Annotated in this window: 19 protein-coding genes; 5 read left to right on the top strand and 14 right to left on the bottom strand. The window is 63.7% G+C overall.

The annotated features are described in order from the left end of the window. Positions 1-135 precede the first annotated feature (135 nt). Both AC07OE_RS07660 and cysE read left to right on the top strand, forming a co-directional pair. Positions 136-966 (top strand): RNA methyltransferase, encoded by an 831-nt coding sequence (locus AC07OE_RS07660; RefSeq protein WP_495069962.1) that lies wholly within the window; start codon positions 136-138, stop codon positions 964-966. Positions 967-976: 10 nt separating this feature from the next. After that, positions 977-1,750: a serine O-acetyltransferase gene (gene cysE / locus AC07OE_RS07655; RefSeq protein WP_495069961.1), complete on the top strand. Its 774-nt coding sequence runs from the start codon at positions 977-979 to the stop codon at positions 1,748-1,750. Between the two features lie 4 nt (positions 1,751-1,754). On the opposite strand, the gene AC07OE_RS07650 is transcribed toward cysE, so the two are convergent. From AC07OE_RS07650 to yjgA, 3 genes are read right to left on the bottom strand one after another with little or no spacing between them, the layout of a single operon-like run. Beyond that, positions 1,755-2,573, bottom strand: a complete 819-nt coding sequence (locus AC07OE_RS07650) for an alpha/beta fold hydrolase (protein WP_495069960.1) — start codon at positions 2,571-2,573, stop codon at positions 1,755-1,757. Between the two features lie 21 nt (positions 2,574-2,594). Then, complete coding sequence (mog, locus tag AC07OE_RS07645) at positions 2,595-3,194, bottom strand: molybdopterin adenylyltransferase (protein WP_495069959.1); 600 nt, start codon at positions 3,192-3,194, stop codon at positions 2,595-2,597. After that, on the bottom strand, positions 3,191-3,853 hold the full coding sequence (yjgA, locus tag AC07OE_RS07640) for a ribosome biogenesis factor YjgA (RefSeq protein WP_495069958.1): 663 nt from the start codon (positions 3,851-3,853) through the stop codon (positions 3,191-3,193). The genes mog and yjgA overlap by 4 nt, the downstream gene beginning before the upstream one ends. A 23-nt stretch (positions 3,854-3,876) precedes the next feature. Between yjgA and pmbA the strand changes: the two genes are divergently transcribed. Then, a complete protein-coding gene (gene pmbA / locus AC07OE_RS07635) occupies positions 3,877-5,298 on the top strand; it encodes a metalloprotease PmbA (protein WP_495069957.1) in 1,422 nt (473 codons plus the stop codon). A gap of 18 nt (positions 5,299-5,316) precedes the next feature. Further along, entirely contained in the window at positions 5,317-6,123 is an 807-nt protein-coding gene (locus AC07OE_RS07630; protein ID WP_495069956.1) for a DUF4399 domain-containing protein, read from the top strand. A gap of 9 nt (positions 6,124-6,132) precedes the next feature. Here the strand turns inward: AC07OE_RS07630 and AC07OE_RS07625 are convergent, their stop codons facing one another. The 11 genes from AC07OE_RS07625 to nirB form a co-directional block, all read right to left on the bottom strand. Next, positions 6,133-6,579 carry a GatB/YqeY domain-containing protein gene (locus AC07OE_RS07625; protein ID WP_495069955.1) on the bottom strand — a complete coding sequence of 149 codons (447 nt, stop codon included), beginning with the start codon at positions 6,577-6,579 and terminating at the stop codon, positions 6,133-6,135. Between the two features lie 108 nt (positions 6,580-6,687). Then, on the bottom strand, positions 6,688-6,900 hold the full coding sequence (rpsU, locus tag AC07OE_RS07620; protein ID WP_094477962.1) for a 30S ribosomal protein S21: 213 nt from the start codon (positions 6,898-6,900) through the stop codon (positions 6,688-6,690). 132 nt (positions 6,901-7,032) lie between these two features. After that, entirely contained in the window at positions 7,033-8,277 is a 1,245-nt protein-coding gene (locus AC07OE_RS07615) for a BaiN/RdsA family NAD(P)/FAD-dependent oxidoreductase (RefSeq protein ID WP_495069954.1), read from the bottom strand. A gap of 159 nt (positions 8,278-8,436) precedes the next feature. Beyond that, on the bottom strand, positions 8,437-9,144 hold the full coding sequence (locus AC07OE_RS07610) for a methyl-accepting chemotaxis protein (protein ID WP_495069953.1): 708 nt from the start codon (positions 9,142-9,144) through the stop codon (positions 8,437-8,439). 71 nt (positions 9,145-9,215) lie between these two features. Beyond that, on the bottom strand, positions 9,216-10,340 hold the full coding sequence (locus AC07OE_RS07605) for a sterol desaturase family protein (protein ID WP_495069952.1): 1,125 nt from the start codon (positions 10,338-10,340) through the stop codon (positions 9,216-9,218). 19 nt (positions 10,341-10,359) lie between these two features. Next, positions 10,360-11,166: a uroporphyrinogen-III C-methyltransferase gene (cobA, locus tag AC07OE_RS07600; RefSeq protein WP_495069951.1), complete on the bottom strand. Its 807-nt coding sequence runs from the start codon at positions 11,164-11,166 to the stop codon at positions 10,360-10,362. Further along, positions 11,163-12,068 (bottom strand): DNA-binding protein YbiB, encoded by a 906-nt coding sequence (ybiB, locus tag AC07OE_RS07595; protein ID WP_495069950.1) that lies wholly within the window; start codon positions 12,066-12,068, stop codon positions 11,163-11,165. The genes cobA and ybiB overlap by 4 nt, the downstream gene beginning before the upstream one ends. 18 nt (positions 12,069-12,086) lie before the next feature. After that, positions 12,087-14,894 carry a nitrate reductase gene (locus tag AC07OE_RS07590; RefSeq protein ID WP_495069949.1) on the bottom strand — a complete coding sequence of 936 codons (2,808 nt, stop codon included), beginning with the start codon at positions 14,892-14,894 and terminating at the stop codon, positions 12,087-12,089. A 24-nt stretch (positions 14,895-14,918) separates the two neighbouring features. Further along, positions 14,919-15,302 carry a nitrite reductase small subunit NirD gene (gene nirD, locus AC07OE_RS07585; RefSeq protein ID WP_495069948.1) on the bottom strand — a complete coding sequence of 128 codons (384 nt, stop codon included), beginning with the start codon at positions 15,300-15,302 and terminating at the stop codon, positions 14,919-14,921. A gap of 78 nt (positions 15,303-15,380) precedes the next feature. Next, positions 15,381-16,172: a type IV pili methyl-accepting chemotaxis transducer N-terminal domain-containing protein gene (locus AC07OE_RS07580; protein WP_495069947.1), complete on the bottom strand. Its 792-nt coding sequence runs from the start codon at positions 16,170-16,172 to the stop codon at positions 15,381-15,383. A gap of 11 nt (positions 16,173-16,183) precedes the next feature. Then, positions 16,184-18,622, bottom strand: coding sequence for a nitrite reductase large subunit NirB (gene nirB, locus AC07OE_RS07575; RefSeq protein WP_495069946.1), 2,439 nt, complete (start codon positions 18,620-18,622; stop codon positions 16,184-16,186). A gap of 334 nt (positions 18,623-18,956) precedes the next feature. Between nirB and AC07OE_RS07570 the strand changes: the two genes are divergently transcribed. Beyond that, positions 18,957-20,240 carry a type IV pili methyl-accepting chemotaxis transducer N-terminal domain-containing protein gene (locus AC07OE_RS07570; RefSeq protein WP_495069945.1) on the top strand — a complete coding sequence of 428 codons (1,284 nt, stop codon included), beginning with the start codon at positions 18,957-18,959 and terminating at the stop codon, positions 20,238-20,240. Positions 20,241-20,291: the final 51 nt, after the last annotated feature.

The following is a 20,291-nucleotide window of genomic DNA, read 5'->3' as shown; positions in this document are numbered from 1 at the left end:
TGGGGGAAGAACTGGGAGGACCGGCTGGCGATGCAGGCGGCGACAATAGGCGTATTTTAACGGCAGGGCTTGGGTTGCGCACCCTAAGACCCCAAAACAGCCCCTTTCAGCCCCGTCTTCCCCGATACCGACCGTATGCACACCCGCTTCATCCTGATCAACACCAGCCACGCCGGCAATGTGGGCGCCGCCGCCCGCGCCATGAAAACCATGGGTTTTGACGACCTAGTGCTGGTGGCGCCGCGCTGGGCCAACGTACTGCGCCGTGAGGAAACCATCCAGCGCGCCAGCGGGGCGCTGGACGTGCTGGACAAGTGCCGCATCGTGGACACCCTGGACGAAGCGCTGGACGGCATTTCCCATTTGTGCGCCACCGCCATGACGCCGCGCGACTTTGGCCCGCCCACCACCACGCCGCGCGAACATTTCGCGGCGCTATCAAAAGGTGAGCTGCTCGCGCAGGAATCACGGGGGCTGGACGGTGATTTGATGCCAAGACCCGCCCAGTCGGGTGTGGGCTTTCTCTTTGGCTCCGAACGTTTTGGCATGCGCAACGAAGACGTCTACCGCTGCCACGTGTGTCTCAGCATCCCCAGCAACCCGCAGTTTGGCTCGCTCAATATCGGCGCGGCCCTGCAGGTCATTGCCTATGAATGGCGGCTGGCGCTGGGGGGCTTTGGCGTGGAGGCCGCCGCTGCGCCCAGCTTGCTGGCCGATGCCGCCCAAGTGGCCGGCATGCTGGGTCACTTGGAGCAGTCCTTGGTGGCGCTGGGTTTTCTGGACCCCGCCGCACCCAAGAAGCTCATGCCGCGCCTGAATGCGCTGTTCAACCGTGCCCAGGTGACGCAAGAGGAAATCCACATCCTGCGTGGCATTGCCAAAGCCGTCCTGCAGCGCAGCGCCCAAGCACCGGCTACCGGTGGGGGATTGGTGGCGATAGACGGCAAACCGGACCTGAACGGGTAGACTCTTTCGCATGTTTTCCCGCATACGCTCCGACATCCAGTGCATTCTTGACCGTGACCCCGCTGCGCGCAGCACCTGGGAGGTCATCACCTGTTACCCGGGGTTGCACGCCGTGGTGTTGCACCGCCCGGCGCACTGGTTCTGGAACCATGGCTTCAAATGGCTGGGGCGCTTTATCTCGCACCTGTCGCGTTTCTTCACCGGCATCGAAATCCACCCCGGCGCCAAGCTGGGTGAGCGCGTGTTCTTTGACCACGCCATGGGGACCGTGGTGGGCGAGACCGCCGAGATTGGTGACGGATGCACGATCTACCAAGGCGTGACCCTGGGCGGTACCAGCCTGTACAAGGGCTCCAAGCGCCACCCCACCCTGGGTAGGGACGTGGTGGTAAGCGCCGGCGCCAAGGTGCTGGGTGGCTTTGAAGTAGGCGACGGTGCCAAGATCGGCAGCAATGCCGTTGTGGTCAAACCCGTGCCGGCGGGGGCCACGGCCGTGGGCATTCCGGCGCGCATTCTGCCCAGCAAGGCGGGCGTGAGTGCCGATGTGACCACGGCGGACCGCAAGTTCACCGCCTACGGCATCACCCAGGAAGACGACCCAGTGAGCCAGGCCCTGCGCGGCCTGGTGGACAGTGCCTCCGGCCAGGACCACCAAATTGCCATGTTGTGGAAGGCAGTGGAACAGCTCTCCGCACGCCTGGCCGACAGCGACTGCGTACCCAAGGACGCGGCGCGCAAGGAATGCTTTGAGGCGGCCAAACTCAACGCGCTGATTGGCAAGTAGGCCGTTACTCTGCGGGTTCCTGAAGGAACGTGGAGAGGTAATCGACCATGCCTGTGCTGGGGTGGAGCATGGCGCCATGGTTGGCACCGGCGATTTCCACGAATTGCTCGGGCTGCAAATGCTCCCGCAAGTAGTCGATGCTGTCACGCAGGATGTCTTCGTCTGCATTGCCCCAATACACCCTGGATGGGATGCCCGCTGACGATATGGCTGCCAGTGTGGGACCATAACCGTCGAGTGCATTGGTGCGCGTCAGCGACACAAAGGCCCGTGCAAAGTCGCCGGACTGGGCCTGGGCACGAAATGCCTGCATATGGCTTGCTGGCAACCCTGCGCTGTGCATCAGCAGTTGGGCGCGTGTGATCAGGGCGTTGCGGGCCTTGAAGTGAAACAGCAGTTCACCCAGCAGTGGAATGCGCAGGCTGCGCGCGGGATCAGGGTTCTTGCGGCGGGAGTAGGGTGCGATCAGCGCCAGCTTGCGCACCCGGGATGCGTGTTGGCTGGCGAACTGGGCGGCCATGGCGCCACCAAAGGAAAAGCCGACGAGGTTGAAGCGGCCCGCCAGTCCGACGGCATCGACCAGTTCCGCCATTTGCTGCACCAGCAAGGCCCGGTCGTAGGGGCCGCGGGGATACGCCGATTGTCCGCGTCCATACGTGTCAAACCGTAATACGCGAAAGCCGCGCTGGGCCAGGGCGGGGGCGATGCCGTCCCAGCTGTACATGGGGATGGAAATGCCATGCACCAGCACAATGGCTTGGCCCGCTGCAGGGCCTGCAAGCTCGTAATGCACGCGGCCTTTTGACAAATCAATAAAAGCCATCAGAGCCCCCGTTTGACTGGTTCAGGCGGGTGAAGGGCGTATGGCGCTTTTGGGCCGAAACGCTTTGCAGATGGTATCCACAGTTTCCAGGTAGGGCCCGCCAATCAGGTCCACGCAATAGGGCACAGCGGCAAAGATGCCGGGCACGATCTGCCTGCCATCCACATCCTTCAGGCCTTCCAGTGTCTCGGCAATCGCCTTGGGCTGGCCTGGCAGGTTGACGATCAGCGTCTGCTTGCGGATCACCGCCACCTGGCGCGACAGGATGGCCGTGGGCACAAAGTGCAGGCTGATGGCCCGCATCTGCTCTCCAAAGCCCGGCATTTCCTTGTCCGCAATGGCCAGCGTGGCCTCAGGCGTTACATCGCGCAGGGCAGGGCCGGTGCCGCCCGTGGTGAGCACCAGTGCGCATTTGGCGTCCACCAGCGCAATCAGGGTGTCTTCAATGGTTTTTTGTTCGTCGGCAATCAGCCGCGCTTCGAAGTGGATGGGGTTGTGCAGTGCACGGCCCAGCCAGTCCTGCAGGGCGGGCAGGCCTTTGTCCTCGTAAACGCCGCTGGAAGCACGGTCGCTGATGGAGACGATGCCGATCTTGACAGGCTCATATCCTGCAACACTCACGCTTCGTCTCCATCGTAGTTCGCCTCATCGTCGGCATCCTCCGCGGCAGGGCCTTCCGCATGGGCCAGCAGGGCTTCGCGTACCAGCTGAAAGATGTCGCGGTAGGCGCGGCCATGGCGCAGGGCCTCACCCGGTTTCTCGGGCTTGGCGTCCTTGCGGGCCTGGCGTACCAGGGAACGCAGGTTCTGGCTGTCAGTGTCGGGGCTGAGGTTCAGCCACTGGCCCACGGCATCGTCGTCGGCAATCAGTCGGTCGCGCCATTGTTCGGCCTGGTGCAGCACCATCGTTTCTTTGGCCGATGGCATGTGCTGCTCTTCGAGAGCGGCACGGATTTCATCCCATTTGGTGGGTTCCAGTTTGCGCATCAGCTTGCCGATGAACTGCATCTGGCGGCGTTTGCCTTCAAAGTTGGTGATGCGCTTGGCTTCCGCCACGCCTTCCACCAGTTTGTCGGGCAGGTCCAACTTGGTCATGAGGTCGGCGCGCAGCGTCAGCAGGTCTTCACCCAGCTTTTGCAGCTCGGTGCTTTCCTTTTTGAGGTCGGTGCGGGTCGGCTCATCCGTGCCCTTGAGTTCGCGCTTGTACTCCAGGTCCAATGCGCTGCCTTCGGCGACGAACTGGCCCTTGACGTAATAGCCCTTTTTTAGTTTGCGTGACATAGCCAAGTATCATAGCCGTCGCCATGAAGAAACCCACCTCCGCCTCTGGGCGCACCTCCCCATCTTCCACTCCCAAGGCCAAGCCCGCTGACAGCGGTTTTGCCTACACGCGTGATTTTTTTGAATCCCGTGTGGACGCCGCGCTCGCCCAAGCCAAGAAACTGGGCGCGACGGACGCAGGTGCCGAGGTGTCCGAGGGCTGTGGGTTGAGCGTATCCGTGCGCAATGGCGAACTGGAAAACGTGGAGCGTAACCGCGACAAATCGCTGGGCGTGACCGTGTATGTGGGCAACCGCCGTGGCAACGCCAGCACCTCCGATTTTTCGGACGCGGCCATCGAACAAACCGTGCGTGCGGCCTACGACATTGCGCGCTTCACGGCCGAAGACCCCTTTGCCAGCCTGCCCGACGCCGATGACATCGTGCCCGTTGCCGACCGCAGCCGTAATCTGGACCTGTTCTACCCCTGGGCCATCACCAGCGAGGAAGCCGCCAAGCTGGCGCTGGAGTGCGAAGCCGCCGCTCTGGGCGTGAGCAAGCGCATCACCAACAGCGAAGGCGCGGCTGTGTCGGCCCAGCAATCGCACTTTTTCAGCGCCCACACGCGCGGTTTCCGTGGCGGCTATGCCTCCTCGCGCCATTCGCTGTCGGTGTCGCCCATTGCGGGCAAGGGCAATGACATGCAGCGCGACGCTTGGTACAGCTCCATGCGCTCAGCCGACGAACTGGCCTCGCCCCAGGCCGTGGGTCGCTACGCCGCCGAGCGTGCGCTGAGCCGCCTGAAGGCCCGCAAGATTGCCACGGTGGAATGCCCCGTGCTGTTCGAGTCGCCACTGGCGGCCGGTCTGGTGGGTGCTTTTGTGCAGGCCGTGAGCGGCGGCGCGCTGTACCGCAAGAGCAGCTTTTTGCTGGACTCGCTGGGCAAACAGGTGCTACCCAAGCACATCGATATTCAGGAAGACCCGTTTGTGCTGCGCGGTAAGGGCAGTTCCCCGTTTGACGACGAAGGTGTGCGTGTGCAGGCCCGCAAGGTGGTGGACGCCGGTCGCGTGCAAGGCTACTTCCTGAGCAGCTACTCGGCCCGCAAACTGGGCATGCGCACTACCGGTAACTCAGGCGGTTCGCACAACCTGACTTTCACCTCGCGTCTGACCCAGGCCGGTGACGACTTGGACGCCATGCTGCAAAAACTGGGCACGGGCCTGCTGGTGACCGAGCTCATGGGGCAGGGCGTGAACTACGTGACGGGCGATTACTCGCGCGGTGCCAGCGGTTTCTGGGTGGAGAAGGGCCGCATTGCCTACCCGGTGCACGAAATCACGATTGCCGGAAACATGAAGGACATGTTGCGCGGTATTGAGGCTGTGGGCGCAGATACCTACAATTACGGTGCAAAGACCGTGGGTTCGGTGCTGATCAACAAAATGAAGGTCGCCGGTAGCTAAAAACCAGGGAGGCTGCTTATGCGTGCTCTTGCGTGGATGGTGGGCGTGGGGGCATTTGCCGCCAGCGCTGCGGTGCTGGCCCAAACCGCATCCCCGGTGCCTCCGCCGGCGCGGCCAACGCACCCCTGGCAAGCGGCCTTGCCGCGTGGTGAGGCCGAGGCCTATTTCACCAACCTGAAGTCGGGCGACCGCATAGAAACCCCGTTTGTGCTGAAGTTTGGCCTGTCCGGGGGCTGGGGCCTGGCGCCCATTGCCAAACCGCTGGGCGGAAAAAGCGGGCACCACCACCTGCTGGTGAACCGGGACCTGCCGCTGGACTTCAAGGCGGCTCTGCCCTTCAACGACCAGTACATCCACTTTGGCAAGGGCCAGATGGAGACTGTGCTGACGCTGGCACCAGGCAGCTACACACTGCGCATGCTGCTGGCCGACGACAAGCATTTGCCGCACTTCGTGTACAGCAAGCCGCTAAAGATCACCGTCACCAAGAAGAACGACACCGACCCCAAGAGCCTGGTGAAAAAGGGCCTGGAGGTGCATGTGGCCAGCCCGGAGGTGAAAGTGCCGTTCCGCGTGCAGTTCCATGCCTCGGGCCTGAATGTGGCCCACGTGGTGCAGCAGGAGAAGGACACGGGCCATTTCAAGCTCACGGTGACCGGCAAAACCGGTGCCCCGGCTGAAATGGAGTTTGTGGACGGGCAGACCGAAGCCTGGCTGTCGCCGCCCGCGGGCGACTACACGCTCAAGCTGGAGTTTCTGGACAACCTAAGTCCTGGCGAGCCGCTGGCCACAGCGGTGACCACAGCCGTGAAGGTCCTGCCCTAGCGCAGGGGCTTAGCCCGCCAGCGCGGTTTTGACCGCGGCCGACACGGTACCCATTTCGGCCTTGCCGGCCAGGCGGGTCTTCACCACGCCCATGACCTTGCCCATGTCGCCCGGGCCCGCAGCGCCCAGCTCGGCCACGATGGCTTTCACCTCGGCCAGCACTTCGTCGGCCGACATGCGCTGGGGCAGGTAGGCCTGCAACACCTTCATTTCGGCGGCTTCCTTGTCGGCCAGCTCCTGGCGCTCGGCCTTGACGAACGCTTCGATGGAGTCCTTGCGTTGCTTGATCAGCTTGTCCACGATGGCCACCACGGCCGCGTCGTCCAGCACCACGCGCTCGTCCACTTCCTTTTGTTTCAAGGCGGCCAGCAGCAGGCGGATGGTGCCCAGGCGCTCGCTGTCCTTGGCGCGCATGGCGGTCTTCATGTCTTCGGTGATCTGGTCTTTGAGGGACATTGGGTGGCTCCTGAAAAAAGGGTTACAGAATGAAAAAAGCCCGCCGGAGCGTCCCCAGGCGAGCTTTTTGTCGGCTTGGAAACTCGGAGGAGTTCCGCAGCCTGAAGATCAGTACATCTTCTTGGGAAGTTGCATGCTGCGGATGCGCTTGTAGTTGCGCTTCACGGCGGCAGCCTTCTTGCGCTTGCGCTCTGCAGTGGGCTTTTCGTAGAACTCGCGGGCGCGCAAGTCGGTCAGCAAACCCAATTTTTCGATGGTGCGCTTGAAGCGACGCAGGGCGACGTCAAAGGGCTCGTTTTCTTTTACACGGATCGTTGTCATTACGTAATGAATTCCAAAATGTGCTGTCGCCAGTCATGGGGGGAAGATCGGGCCCCACACGCCACGTTCAGCGGTATTTCCTCATCTATAACTAGTATTGGCCGATGAGGAGACTGCCAGATTAGCCTGCAATTATAGCGTTTTATGGCGCGCTGCCAACCCATATGCGCAGGCATAGGCGCTGGACCAGGCCCACTGGAAGTTGTAACCGCCCAGCCAGCCGGTCACATCGACCACCTCGCCAATGAAAAACAGGCCCGGCTGGCGGCTTTCCAGGGTCTGGCTGGACAGCACCTTGGTGTCCACGCCGCCCGCCGTCACCTCGGCCTTGCGGTAGCCCTCGGTGCCCGTGGGGGTGATTTCCCAGCGGCTCAGGTGCTCGGCCAGCGCGTTCAGGGCCTTGTCGCTGGCCTCGTTCACCGGGCGCTGCCAGTCGTGGCCCCAGCTCTTGCCTTGTTCCACCCAGGTATCGGCCAGGCGGCTGGGCACCAGGCCTGCCAGCTCGTTGGCAATGCGTTTGCGCGAGGTGGCTTTGGCCTCGGCCAGGTGCTTGGCCAGATCGGTGCCGGGCGCCAGATTCAGGCGAATGGGGGTGCCCTCCGCCCAGTAACTGGAGATCTGTAACACGCCCGGGCCGCTGAGACCGCGGTGGGTGAACAGCAGGTCTTCCCGGAACGCCATGCTGGCCTTTTTGGTTCCGGTGGCGATGTCCACGGGCAGCGACAGACCCGAGAGCTGGGCGAACGGGGCCCAGGCGGCCTCGTCAAAGGTCAGTGGCACCAAGGCCGGGCGGGGCGTGACCACGGGCAGGTCGAACTGTTTGGCCACACGGTAGCCAAAGTCGCTGGCACCGATCTTGGGAATGGACAGGCCGCCTGTTGCGATGACCACTGCGCCGCAATGGATGGCTCCACGGTCGCTCTCAACTTCATAGCTGCTCGGGCAATGTCCATGGGGGCTGGTGGCTGAAAATCGTATGGACTTGACGTTGCAGGGCTGCCAGCGTTCCACACCGCCCGCAGCGCACTCGGCCAGCAGCATGGCGATGAGGTCTTCGGCCGAGCGGTCACAAAACAGCTGGCCCTTGTGTTTTTCGTGGAAAGCGATGCCGTGCTTCTTTACCAGGGTGATGAAGTCGGCTGGCGTGTAGCGGGACAGCGCCGACTTGGCAAAGCGCGGGTTCTCGCTGAGGAAGTTGGCTGCGCTGACATCCACATTGGTGAAGTTGCTGCGGCCACCGCCCGAGATGCGGATTTTCTCGGCCACTTTCTCGCCGTGGTCGACCACCAGCACCTTCAGGCCCAGCTGGCCCGCCACCCCGGCGCAAAACAAACCGGCAGCCCCGGCACCCACGATCACCACGTCAAAACTGTGCATGGCGGCAGTGTAGAGGACGCGTGGCAAAACTATCTGGGTACGCCGCGGCACGCAGATGCCCGCAGTCCGGCGCTCATACTCTCTGCGTTCGCGAAATCGCGCCGGTCAGCGGGCATCCGCGCGCCGGTCGCGGGCCGGCGAAGGACTAGGGGTGAAAAGTCATGCGTGTTGGCGGTTGCGGTCGGCCAGATCAATCGCCTTGCGCGACAGGCCGTCGATCTCGGTGCTGATGCCCGAGAGCACATTGGCCACTACGGCGAACTCGCGGCCTTGCTGTCCGGCGCGTGCGGCCATCACCTGGGCGTTGAAGCTCACTACCTTGGCCTCGCGGGCGATGGTGTGGATGTCGGAGACGATGCCCGTGAGTTCCTTGAACAGCAGGTCGGCCTTGGCCTTGGTCACCACGTCAAACGCGGTGGTCGCTGCGTTGAGGGCTTCGAGTACACCGTCGGTGGAGTCGACGATGTTTTCAAGAATCACCGTGGTCTGGCGCGACTGGCGCGCGATGTGGTCCAGTGCGGTGCGCATCAGGTCGATGAACGCCTGGATGGTGGCGTTCACGCCCTGTGCGCCTTCATAGGCGTTGCGCAGGCGCTGTGCGCTGGGGGCGTCGTAGTTCTGGATGGTGCCCAGCAACCGTGCATGGCTGTCGCAGAACAGCTGGAAGGTGCTGCGCGCGGCGTCCAGCTGGCGGGTGTCTCCGTTGGCGGCGAGCAAGGTCTGCATCACCATGCGCTGTGACAGCATGCGCTGGCGCGCCGCGAGGTTCAGGTCGGAAATCGGGCCCGTGGCCGGTGCCCGGTAGGGTGTCGCGCGGGCGGGAAGTACGGTGGACGCAGGGGACGTGGCAAGGCTGGTGGTCATCATGGGGAACTCCTTTTGCGTGGAGTTCCTCAAGCAAAAACGATGCCCGAACTAAGTATTAACCCTAATATTTTCTAGCCCTTCCACACAAAGGGAAATTTGAACTGCTTGATGAAGCCATTGGGCACGTAGTCGCCCACCACGCCGTACTGGTCTGGCCACTTGCGGTCCGATTTCACGGCGGTGCCGAACAGGTAGTCGATGAAGGCGTAGTGCGCGGCGTAGTTTTTGTCGATGGCCTCGTCATCTTGGGAGTGGTGCCAGTGGTGGAAGTTGGGCGTGACGATGAGGTAGCGCAGCGGCCCCAGGCGCACGCTGACGTTGGCGTGGTTGAACACCGCCTGGAAACCGACGATGACGATGTAGGTGTCAATGACATCCTTGGAAAAACCCAGCACGAAGATGGGTGCGAGCACCAGCGTGCGTGTGATCAGCAATTCGACGATGTGCTGGCGCGAACCGGCCAGCCAGTCCATGTGTTTGGTGCTGTGGTGCACGGCATGCAGGCGCCACAGCAAGGGCACCTCGTGGTAGGCGCGGTGTGTCCAGTACTGCACCAGATCGGCCACCAGGATGATGAGCAATACGCCGGCGAGAAAAGGCAGGTCGCGCACCCAGGCCTGGATGCCATCCTTGGCGGCCCAGCCAAACAGCTTGTGCACCAGCAAATTGGTGGCCAGCATGATGAAGCCCACCACCATGTGGTTCACGATGAAGTGGTGGAAGTCGGTCTGCCACTCGGGGCGGAACACGGGCTGCTGCTTGCGCAGCGCAAACAGCTTTTCCACGAAGATGAAGATCAGCGAGGAGCCCAGCAAGTCCAGAATGAACCAGTCCAGCCCGATGTAGGGCGTGTTGTCGGCAAAGTCATTCACCGGCACCTTGCTGCCGCCGAGCACGGCGGTCAGGGCCACCAGCAGAAATGCAAAACCCGACAGCCAGCGTGCACGGTTGAACAGCACGTTCACCAACGACATGCCGCCGGCGATCACCATGGCGGCGAACATGACCTTGCGAATCATGTCTACGTCGTAGCTCTGGCGCAGCATGGGGGTGGTGAGGTACTGCGGAAAGTGGAAGGCCAGCACGCCCAGAAAACACAGAATCCCCAGCGACAGCGCGATCACACCGGACACCAATCCGTGGCCGCGTTTCAGGGAGCCGTGGCTCTCCGTGAGTTCGTTCAATTTCTCCAGCATGCAGAGCCTCCCCTTGTTATCAATAGGCCTGCAGTTTAGTCAACTCCCGGGAGGTTTCTAAAGCACCCGCGGCCTGGATGCCGCACACCACATCACCCACCACGATGACGCTGGGGCTGGCCAGTTGTTCATGGGTAATGGTGGCTTGCAACGCGTGCAGTGCGCACACCGCATGGCGCTGCGTGGGTAGGCTGGCGTTCTGGATGATGGCCACAGGCGTATCGGCAGGCAGGCCCTGCAGCAGGCCATGCTGAATATCGGCGGCGCCACTCACACCCATGTAGATCACCAGCGTGAGCTTGGCCTGGTGGGCGGCGGCGGCCAGTGCGGGCCAGTCGGTGCCAGCGTCGCCCGGCTTGGCATGGCCGGTGACAAACACCACGCCGTGCGCGTGCTCGCGGTGGGTGAGCGGCACGTTGAGTGAGGTGACGGCGGCCAGGCCCGCGGTGATGCCGTTGATCACCGAGACGCGGACTCCGGCGTCTTGCAGATGCTCCACCTCTTCCCCACCGCGGCCGAAGATGAAGGGGTCGCCACCCTTGAGGCGCACCACGTTCTCGCCCTCTTGTGCGGCGGTGATCATGAGGCGTTCGATGAAGGATTGCGGTGTGGACTTGCAGCCCCCGCGCTTGCCCACGTGGATGATGCGTGCGCCGGGTTGTGCATGGGCCACGATGGCCTCGTTCACCAGGTCGTCCACCAGCAGCACCGTGGCCTGCTGGATGGCCTTGAGAGCCTTGAGCGTGAGCAGTTCAGGGTCGCCAGGGCCGGCCCCCACGAGGGTGACATGGCCGCTGGAGGGGGTGCTGGAGAGATCGTGTGTCATAGGTTGCGGTGTATTTGCAAAATGTGCGCCACCTGGTGCGCAATGGGGGCTGGCACAGGTTGGCCGCCGGCCAATACGGCGCGGATGTACGCGGCCGTCGTCGCCGCATCGGTGCTGGTGGGGAGTTCAGGCAACTCGGTGAGTGAGCCGGCCTGGTAGGCCTGCAGGTCGGTGGACTGGCCGTTCACAAAGGCCTGCATCTTGGGCGTGCGGCGCGGGTCGGCCACGGCCTCGCCCTCGGTGCCGCGGATCAGCAGCGCGTTGGATTGCATCAGGGCCAGCGTCTCAGCCATGGAGATGGCGTACTCGGGATGCGTGTAGCTGCTGACCAGCAGCGCGGGGCCATCCACCGGATTCATGAGCTTGACCAGACTGTGCGCTGGGTTGCGCAGATTCACCACGCGGCGCACGTCCAGCAAGCGCTGCAGGCCGGGGCAGAGCAGTGCGGTGGGCACAAAGTCCACCGTGCCAGGTGCTACGGATTTGATAGCTGCTTGCGCAGGTATGTCGAGGGCTGCGAGCACTTCGGAGATAAAAACCCTGCGGTCTTCGGTGGCTGCGCCGTGGAGGAGTACGGGCAAACCTTCACGTGCCAGCAGCAGCGCCAGCAGCGGCGTGAGCAGCGGCAGCTTGCGCGCACCGTTGTAGCTGGGAATGACGACCACGGGCTGGGCGCTGGCGGGCAGCAGGGCCATGCGGCGGCGCGTGGCGTCCAGAAAACCAGCCATCTCGTCGGCCGTCTCGCCCTTGATGCGCATGGCCAGGCAGAAGGCGCCTATCTCCAGGTCAGTGACCGTGCCGTCCAGCACCTGGCCGAACAAATCGTCTGCCTGTGCGCGGGTGAGGGGACGGGCGCCGTCTTTGCCGCGCCCGATTTCTTTGATGTAGTTGCCAATAGCCATGGGGCGATTGTCCGTGACTCAGGCGGTGCTCGGCTCCATGCTGGCGCGCACCATGCGTTGCAGCTGGGGCACGCACGAGCCGCAGTTGGTGCCGCACTTCAGCGCGCCTTGCAGCGTGGCCAGTCGGTCGGCCGCAAAACCGGTGCAATTGGCCAGCGTGGCGTCGATGGCGCTGTCGGTCACGTTGAAGCAGGTGCACACCACCTTGCCGCGTGACTGCACGGGCAGGGGCGGCGTGGCACCGGGCGCCAACAAGGCACGTCCGTAGTTCTGTGCGGGCTGCTCGTCCTGCAGCAGCGTGGTCATCCAGCTTTGGGCGCGCGTATCACCGGCCAGCATGAAGGCTTCCAGCGTGGCATTCACCGTGGCGCGCTGCAGGCGCACGGCGCGGCGCTGGCCGCGTTTCTTGTCCGCGTAGCGCACCACATCAGGGCCGTTGAGTTGCAGCAGGGCTTCGATCTCTTGCAGCACCTCGTCGGAAGCGGCCTCTGTGTGGGCCGCGCGGAACAACACGCCGCTGCGCTCATGGCCCTTGGAATCTCCTGCGCCGCCAAACGGCACGCAGCTGGCGTAGGCAAAGCGGCCCATCAGCGTTTGCAGTGCGCCACGCACGGCCAGCACCTTGTCGGCGGGCAGCCAGGCAATGGCCAGTAGGGTCCAGGGCATGTCGGCCTTAAGCACCTTGACGGCTGCATGCTTGAACTCGGGCTGTTTGGAGTCCGGGCAGTAGGCTGAGGTGGTGAGTGCATTGACCCCGGCCAGGCGGGTGCCTGTGGCGCTCACGCCGCTCAAATATTCTTCACCCCAGTGCATGGCCATGAACACCTGGCTCAAGCCCACCTCGGAACTGGCCTGCACCGGTACCAGGATGGAGCCGCGCCGAGAGGTGACGTGCACCAAGTCGTTCTCGTTGAGCAGGCGGCGCGCCATGTCCTGCGGATGCATCTGGATCGAAGGCTCGCGCACATGGCCGAACAAGCGCCCCAGCGTGCCGGTGCGGCTCATGCCATGCCACTGGTCGCGCAGGCGGCCCGTGGTCAGGCTGAAGGGGTAGCGCGCCTCGCGCGGTTCGGCCACGGGTTTGTAGTCCACATTGGCAAAACGCGCGCGGCCATCGGGGGTGGGGAACACGCCGTCTTCGTACAGCCGTGCCTTGCCAGCGCTGGCGCCCTCGGGCATGGGCCACTGCAGGGGCTTGGCGTCCAGCTGGGCGTAGTCCATGCCGGTGATGTCCAGGTCGCGGCCGCGGGTGGATTCGCGATGCTCGTTCCACACCGATTCGGCCGTAGGGTAGGGGAACAGCGTGCCCTTGGCGGTGTCGCGCCCCAGCGCACGTTCCAGGCGCTGCGCAAAGTCGGTGGCAATGGCCCAGTCGTGGCGCGGGGCGGTGTCGGCCGCACCAGGTGCGGGCACGGCGGCGCGCACGCGGGAGATGCGGCGTTCGCTGTTGGTGACCGTGCCTTCTTTTTCGCCCCAGGTGGTGGCGGGCAGCAGCAGGTCGGCGTAGCGCGCGGTGGCCGTGGTGGCAAAGGCCTCTTGCACCACCACAAACTCGGCACGCTCCAGCGCGCGGCGCACCGTGGCCTGGTCGGGCATGCTTTGCGCGGGGTTGGTGCACGCAATCCACAGCGCTTTGATTTCGCCATCAGCTGCTGCCTGGAACATTTCCACGGCGGTCTTGCCCGGTGTGGCAGGCACATCGGGCACGCCCCACAGCGCGGCCACTTCGGCCCGGTGCGCGGGGTTGGCCAGGTCGCGGTGGGCGGAGAGCAGGTTGGCCAGGCCGCCCACTTCGCGTCCGCCCATGGCGTTGGGTTGGCCGGTCAGCGAGAAGGGGCCGGCGCCCGGCATGCCGATCTGGCCGGTGGCCAGGTGCAGGTTGATGAGGGCGGTGTTTTTTGCGGTGCCGGCGCTGGACTGGTTCAGGCCCTGGCAGTACAGGCTCAGCGTGGCTGGGCTTTGGGCGAACAGGCGCGCGGCTTCCAGCAGGTCTTCCTTGCGGATGCCGCAGGTCTGGGCCACGGCCTCTGGCGTGTAGTCGCGCACTGTGGCCTTGAGGTCTTCAAAGCCAGTGGTGTGCTCGGCGATGAAGGCGGGGTTGGTCCAGCCTTCCCACAGCATGAGGTGCAGCATGCCGTGGAACAGCATCACATCGGTGCCGGGCTGGATTTGCAGGAACAGATCGGCCAGCTCCACCGTGTCGGTGCGGCGTACATCGGCCACCACGATCTTGAGCGCGGGGTTCTTGCGCTTGGCGTCTTCGATGCGGCGGAACAGGATGGGGTGGGCGAACGCGGTGTTGGAGCCGACGATGAAGATCGTCTGCGCGTGGTTCACATCGTCGTAGCAGGCGGGCGGGGCGTCGGCGCCCAGCGTCTTCTTGTAGCCGGCCACGGCGCTGCTCATGCACAGGCGCGAGTTGGTGTCGATGTTGTTGGTGCCGATCAGGCCCTTGGCCAGCTTGTTGAAGACGTAGTAGTCCTCGGTCAGCAGCTGGCCGCTGACATAGAAGCCCACGGCGTCGGGCCCGTGGTCGCGCACCACGCTGGCGAACTGGTCGGTGGCCAGGGAGAGCGCGCTGCCCCAGGAGACCGGCTGGGGTGCGGCGCCGCGCTCCAGGCGCTGCAATGGCTGCAGCAGCCGGGTTTGCAGGGTGACGGGTTCGCTGGCGGTGAGGTGCAGCGTGGAGCCCTTGGAGCACAGGCGACCGAAGTTGGCCGGGTGGTCCGGGTCGCCCCGCACGCCGGTGATTTGCGCGCCCTGCGACTCGATGATGACGCCACAGCCCACACCACAGTACGGGCAGGTGGAGCGCGTTTCGGTCATGCTTACGTGTCCTTCTTTGTAGGGTCAGGCGGTGGCGTTGCGGCGCAGGGGGCCGGCGATGGGGCGCACCAGGTCGGTGGCATGGCCTTGCAGCTCAGCAGACTTGAGGAAAACCTGGCCGCCGTCGAGCTTCACTTCGAACTTGGGCGTACAGCCTTCATCAGGTGCGCTGGCCTGTCCATCGCACAGGCCAATGGTCCAGTTGTGCAAGGGGCATGCCACGCTGGTGCCAAACACGATGCCTTGCGAGAGCGGCCCGCCCTTGTGGGGGCAGCGGTCCAGCAGCGCAAACACTTCGTCCTGCGTGTTGCGGAACACCGCCACGTCCAACCCGCTGGCACGTTCTACACGGCGCGAGCCCAGCACGGGGATGTCGTCGATCTTGCAGATCAGGGTCCATTCGGTCATTTCGTTCTTCCTAATGCTATTGTTTTGAGAGCTGCTAGCGCAATAAATACGGGGGCTAGAGGCCTGTTTCGTTGATGTTTATGCTTTGAGGCCGGAGTACATGCCGGTCACCCGGTCCATCACCGCCAGCAGGTTTTCGCTGCTGATAAACACATCGGCCATGGGCTTGGGTCGCTGCGCGCCTTCTTGCAGTTTCTGCAGCGCCATGTCGAAGAACACCCACTGTGCATCGGCCAGCATCAGTTCGTCCTTGATGCGGGCGGTGGCTTCGGGCGCGTTGCGCAGCAGCTCCATGGCGGCGGTGAACTCGTTGCGTGCCTTGGCAATCTCAGCCGTGGCCGCGCTGGCATCCACCGGCAACGTGGCGGCCAGGTAGAACTTGGCCATGCGCTGGCTCAGCATGCGCTGGCGCCCGGCGACGTTCACCAGCTTGCCCACCGGTTTGGCGAAGGCCGCCTCGTACTGCACCGTGCCCTGGTGGGCCAGGGCCAGCACCTTGGCGTCCAGCTGCAGCAGGCTGCCGGCGTTTTCGCGCGTGGGGGCTTTGCCCACCAGCGCGGTCTTGTATTCGGACCAGGCCGCGTCGAGCTTGCCGTAGGTAGCCTGCACGTCAGGTGTGGGGGCAAAGCCCTTGAGCTCGGCCAGCTGGCGGTCAAACAGCGCCATGGACTTGTCCAGCACCAACTGCGCACTGGTCTTCTCCACGTTTTGCAGCAGGGCCAGCCAGGCTTTGCCCATGCGCTGGCTCAGCATGCGCTGGCGCCCCGCCTTGTTGATGGCGTCGCTCAGGTCCACCACCTGGGCCTGGGCTGGCAGTGCCAGACCCAGCCCACCGGCGGCGGCCACAGCAATCAGGGTTCTGCGTTGCATGGCAGTGGCCCTCAGGCTTTCACGGCTTCGAACTGGCGGGTGTCGACCTGCGCGTCCTGGAAGTCAAACCAGGGATCGGGCTCGCCGTCCAGCGCGAACAGCAGCTCTTCGTTCAAGGCCTTGCGGCCCTCGGCGTCTTCCAGGATGCGCTTCTTCACATAGTCCAGGCCCACGCGGCTGACAAAGTGCACCGTGCGTTCCAGGTACCAGCCTTCCTTGCGGTAGAGCTGCATGAAGGCACCGGTGTACTCCAGCACTTCTTCAGTCGTCTTGAGCTTGACGAAGAAATGCGCGACCTCGGTCTTGATGCCACCGTTGCCGGCGATGTACATCTCCCAGCCGCTGTCCACGCCAATGATGCCCACGTCCTTGATGCCGGCTTCGGCACAGTTGCGGGGGCAGCCGGAGACGGCGTACTTGACCTTGTGCGGTGCATACATGCGCCAGTGGGCGCGCTCCAGGTCCTTGCCCATTTGCGTGCTGTCCTGCGTGCCCATGCGGCACCATTCGCTGCCCACGCAGGTCTTCACCGTGCGCAAGGCCTTGGCGTAGGCGTGGCCGCTGGGCATGCCAATGTCCTTCCACACGCTTACCAGGTCTTCCTTCTTCACGCCCAGCAAGTCGATACGCTGGCCACCGGTCACCTTGACGGTGGGAATCTTGTACTTGTCCACCGCGTCGGCAATCTTGCGCAGCTCGTTGGCCGTGGTCTCACCGCCCCACATGCGCGGGATGACGGAGTAGGTGCCGTCCTTCTGGATGTTGGCGTGGCTGCGCTCGTTGATGAAGCGGCTTTGCGGATCGTCCTTGGCTTCCTTGGGCCAGCTGCTGATCAGGTAGTAGTTCAGCGCAGGGCGGCAGCTGGAGCAGCCGTTGGGCGTCTTCCAGCCCATGCCTTGTTGCACCTGGGCGATGGTGAGAAATTTTTCCTTGAAGATAGCGTCGCGCACTTCCTGGTGGCTGTGCTCGGTGCAGCTGCACATGGCCTTCTTCTTGGGCGTGGCGGAGTAGTCGCCACCGGCCGTGAACATGATGATCTGTTCCACCAGTCCGGTGCAGGAACCGCACGACGCGCTGGCCTTGGTGTGCTTTTTCACCTCGTCCAGGGTGAACAGGCCTTTTTCCTTGATGGCCTTGCAGATGGTGCCCTTGCTCACGCCGTTGCAGCCACAGACCTCGTCGCTGTCCGCCATGGCAGCGGCCTTGTTCTGCCCCTGGTGGCCCACGTCACCGATGTTGGAGCCGCTTTCGCCAAACATCAGCTTGTCGCGGATGTCGGCAATGCTGCGGCCGTCACGCAGCATCTTGAAGTACCAGCTGCCGTCCACGGTGTCGCCGTACATGCAGGCGCCCACCAGCTTGTCGTTCTTGATGACCAGCTTTTTGTACACGCCGCCAAAGGGGTCACTCATCACGATCTCTTCGGTGCCTTCGCCGCCGGTGAAGTCGCCGGCCGAGAACAGGTCGATGCCAGTGACCTTCAGCTTGGTGGAGGTCAGCGAGCCGGTGTAGCGGCCAATGCCGTACATGGCCAGGTGGTTGGCGGCCACCTTGGCTTGCTCAAACAGGGGGGCCACCAGGCCATAGGCGATGCCGCGGTGGGCCGCGCATTCGCCCACGCTGTAGATGCGGGCGTCGGTCACGGTCTGCATGGTGTCGGTCACCACAATGCCGCGGTCCACATGCAAGCGCATGCTGGCGGCCAGCTCGGTGTTGGGGCGAATGCCCACGGCCATCACCACCAGGTCGGCTGGCACCTCAGAACCATCTTTGAACTTGATGGCCTTCACGCGGCCATCGTCGCCACCCACCAATTCCTGGGTTTGTGCGCCCATCAGGAAGTTCAGGCCACGCTCTTCCAGTGACTTGCGCAGCAGGCCGCCGGCCACGGTGTCCAGTTGGCGTTCCATCAGCGTGGGCATCACGTGCACCACGCTCACCGTCATGCCGCGCAGCATCAGGCCGTTGGCGGCCTCCAGGCCCAGCAGGCCTCCGCCGATGACGACGGCGTGTTTGTACTTGGTGGCCGCCTCGATCATGGCGTTGGTGTCGGCAATGTCGCGGTAGGCGATCACGCCTTGCAGGTCTTTGCCGGGAATGGGCAGGATGAAGGGGTTGGAGCCGGTGCAGATCAGCAGGCGGTCGTACTCGGCCTCGGTGCCGTCAGAGGCTTTGACGATGCGCTTCACGCGGTCCACTTCCACCACTTTTTTGCCGGCGTGCAGCGTGATGTTGTTTTCGGCGTACCACTCGAAGGAGTTCAGCACGATCTCGTCCAGCGTCTGCTCGCCGGCCAGCACGGGGGAGAGCAGGATACGGTTGTAGTTGGGGTGGGGCTCGGCACCAAAGACGGTGATGTCGTACAGGTCCGGGGCTACCTTGAGCAGTTCCTCAAGGGTGCGCACACCGGCCATGCCGTTGCCAATCATTACCAGTTTCGATTTTTTCATAGTAGCCACTCCAAGGACGAGAAGACTTTGCGGGATGCGGCGGTGCCACATGCCAAAAATAGGGGGTAGAGGAGATCTGCGCCTTCTGCAAAGGCGCACCAGCAAGCACTGGCGTTGGACAGACTGCGACTGCGCGACGTCGTTGTGCGCAGAACCGGCATGGCTGTCATCTCGTTTGAGCGCGTCGTTGCGCCCGGCTCAGCCAATGCAAGAGCTGTGCCATATGATCGGCACCTGTTCGCGGTCACCCGCTCTGCCGGTGTGGGTGGTGTGCGAATTGCGTGGCACCCAAGGCCCCGCAAGCCCCGTTATTCCTAGCTGAAACTGAATTTTCATGACCTCCGCCCTGCTGTGTTCCGCCCGCCAAAAGACCGCGCCCACGCTGGCTGCTGACCTGCAGGCGGTGGGCATTTCGGTGCTGGCCACGGTCGATGATTGCAGCAAGTTGGTGCAGGGCGTGGTGCTGCACGCACCAGATGTGGTGATTTGCGATGTGCCGTTGCCCACCAGCGCGTGGTTCCAGGCGCTGCAAGTGGTGAGGCAAACCGTGCCACGCCCGTTGATCGTGTTCACGAATGACAGTGATGCCAGCCATATCGAGCAGGCCACCGAGTGCGGCGTGCATGCCTATGTGGTGAATGGCTATGGGGCTAACCGGCTGCGCCCGCTTATCCATCTGGCACAGGCACGGTTTCAAAAGGCCGAGCAACAGCGCCAAGCCTATGAAGAACTGGCCACCCGCTTCGAGGAGCGCAAGGCGGTGGACCGGGCCAAGGGCATTCTGATGCGGGCCCAAAGCCTGTCGGACGACGACGCCTTCCGCACGCTGCGCTCGGCCGCCATGAGTTCCAACCAGCGCATGGGCCAGTTGTCGCAGCACATCATCCAGTCGGCCCACTTTGCCGAAGCGGTGAACCGGTCGGGCCAGTTGCGCATGTTGTCGCAGCGCCTGGTCAAGTTGCACCTGCTGCAGGCCATGCAGGTGCAGACCGTGCACCATGCTGCCCTGTTGCAGGACTCGGTGCAGTGGGTGGATAGCAACTTTGCGCTGCTACGCAAAAACCTGTCGCAGCCCACCTATGGCGATCTGCTGGGGCAGGTGGCCCAAACCTGGGAGCTGCTGAAGGCCGCGTTAACCGCAGGTGGCACGGATGTGGTGGAGCGCGAGGCCGAGGCCCTGCTGATGGGCGCCGAGCGCCTGACCGCCAGCCTGGAGAGCTCGGGCGCGGCCGCACCGCTGCAAGTGCTGAACCTGGCCGGACGCCAGCGCATGCTGTCGCAGCGCTATGGCAAATACGCGTTGCTGGCGCTGGTGAGCCAGGGCATTGCTGTGGAGCTGGCCCAGGCCAGTATGCGCGCTGCCCAGCAAGATTTCGAAAAAGCGCTCACTTACCTGAATGGCCTGCCCCTGAGCACCCCCGCCATCCACGAGGCTCTGGGCGCTGCGGGCGTGGCGTGGCTGCAGATGGTGGCCGCGGCCCAAGACGCCCAACGCCTCAGTCCCGCCAAGCGCGGCGCTCGCCTGGAAGACCTGGCGGCTGGCAGCGAGACCTTGCTGGGCCTGTTCGAACAGCTGTCGGGCCACTACGAACACAGCATGCAAATGCTAGTGGGATGAGGCTGGACCAAGGGTTAACCCGCACGATTTTGGTGCGTTGCAGCAGAATTC

The sequence above is a fragment of the Rhodoferax sp. GW821-FHT09E07 genome (assembly GCF_059416145.1).
The sequence above is the reverse complement of the archived record's forward strand: the minus strand, read 5'-3'. Positions and strand labels throughout refer to the sequence as shown.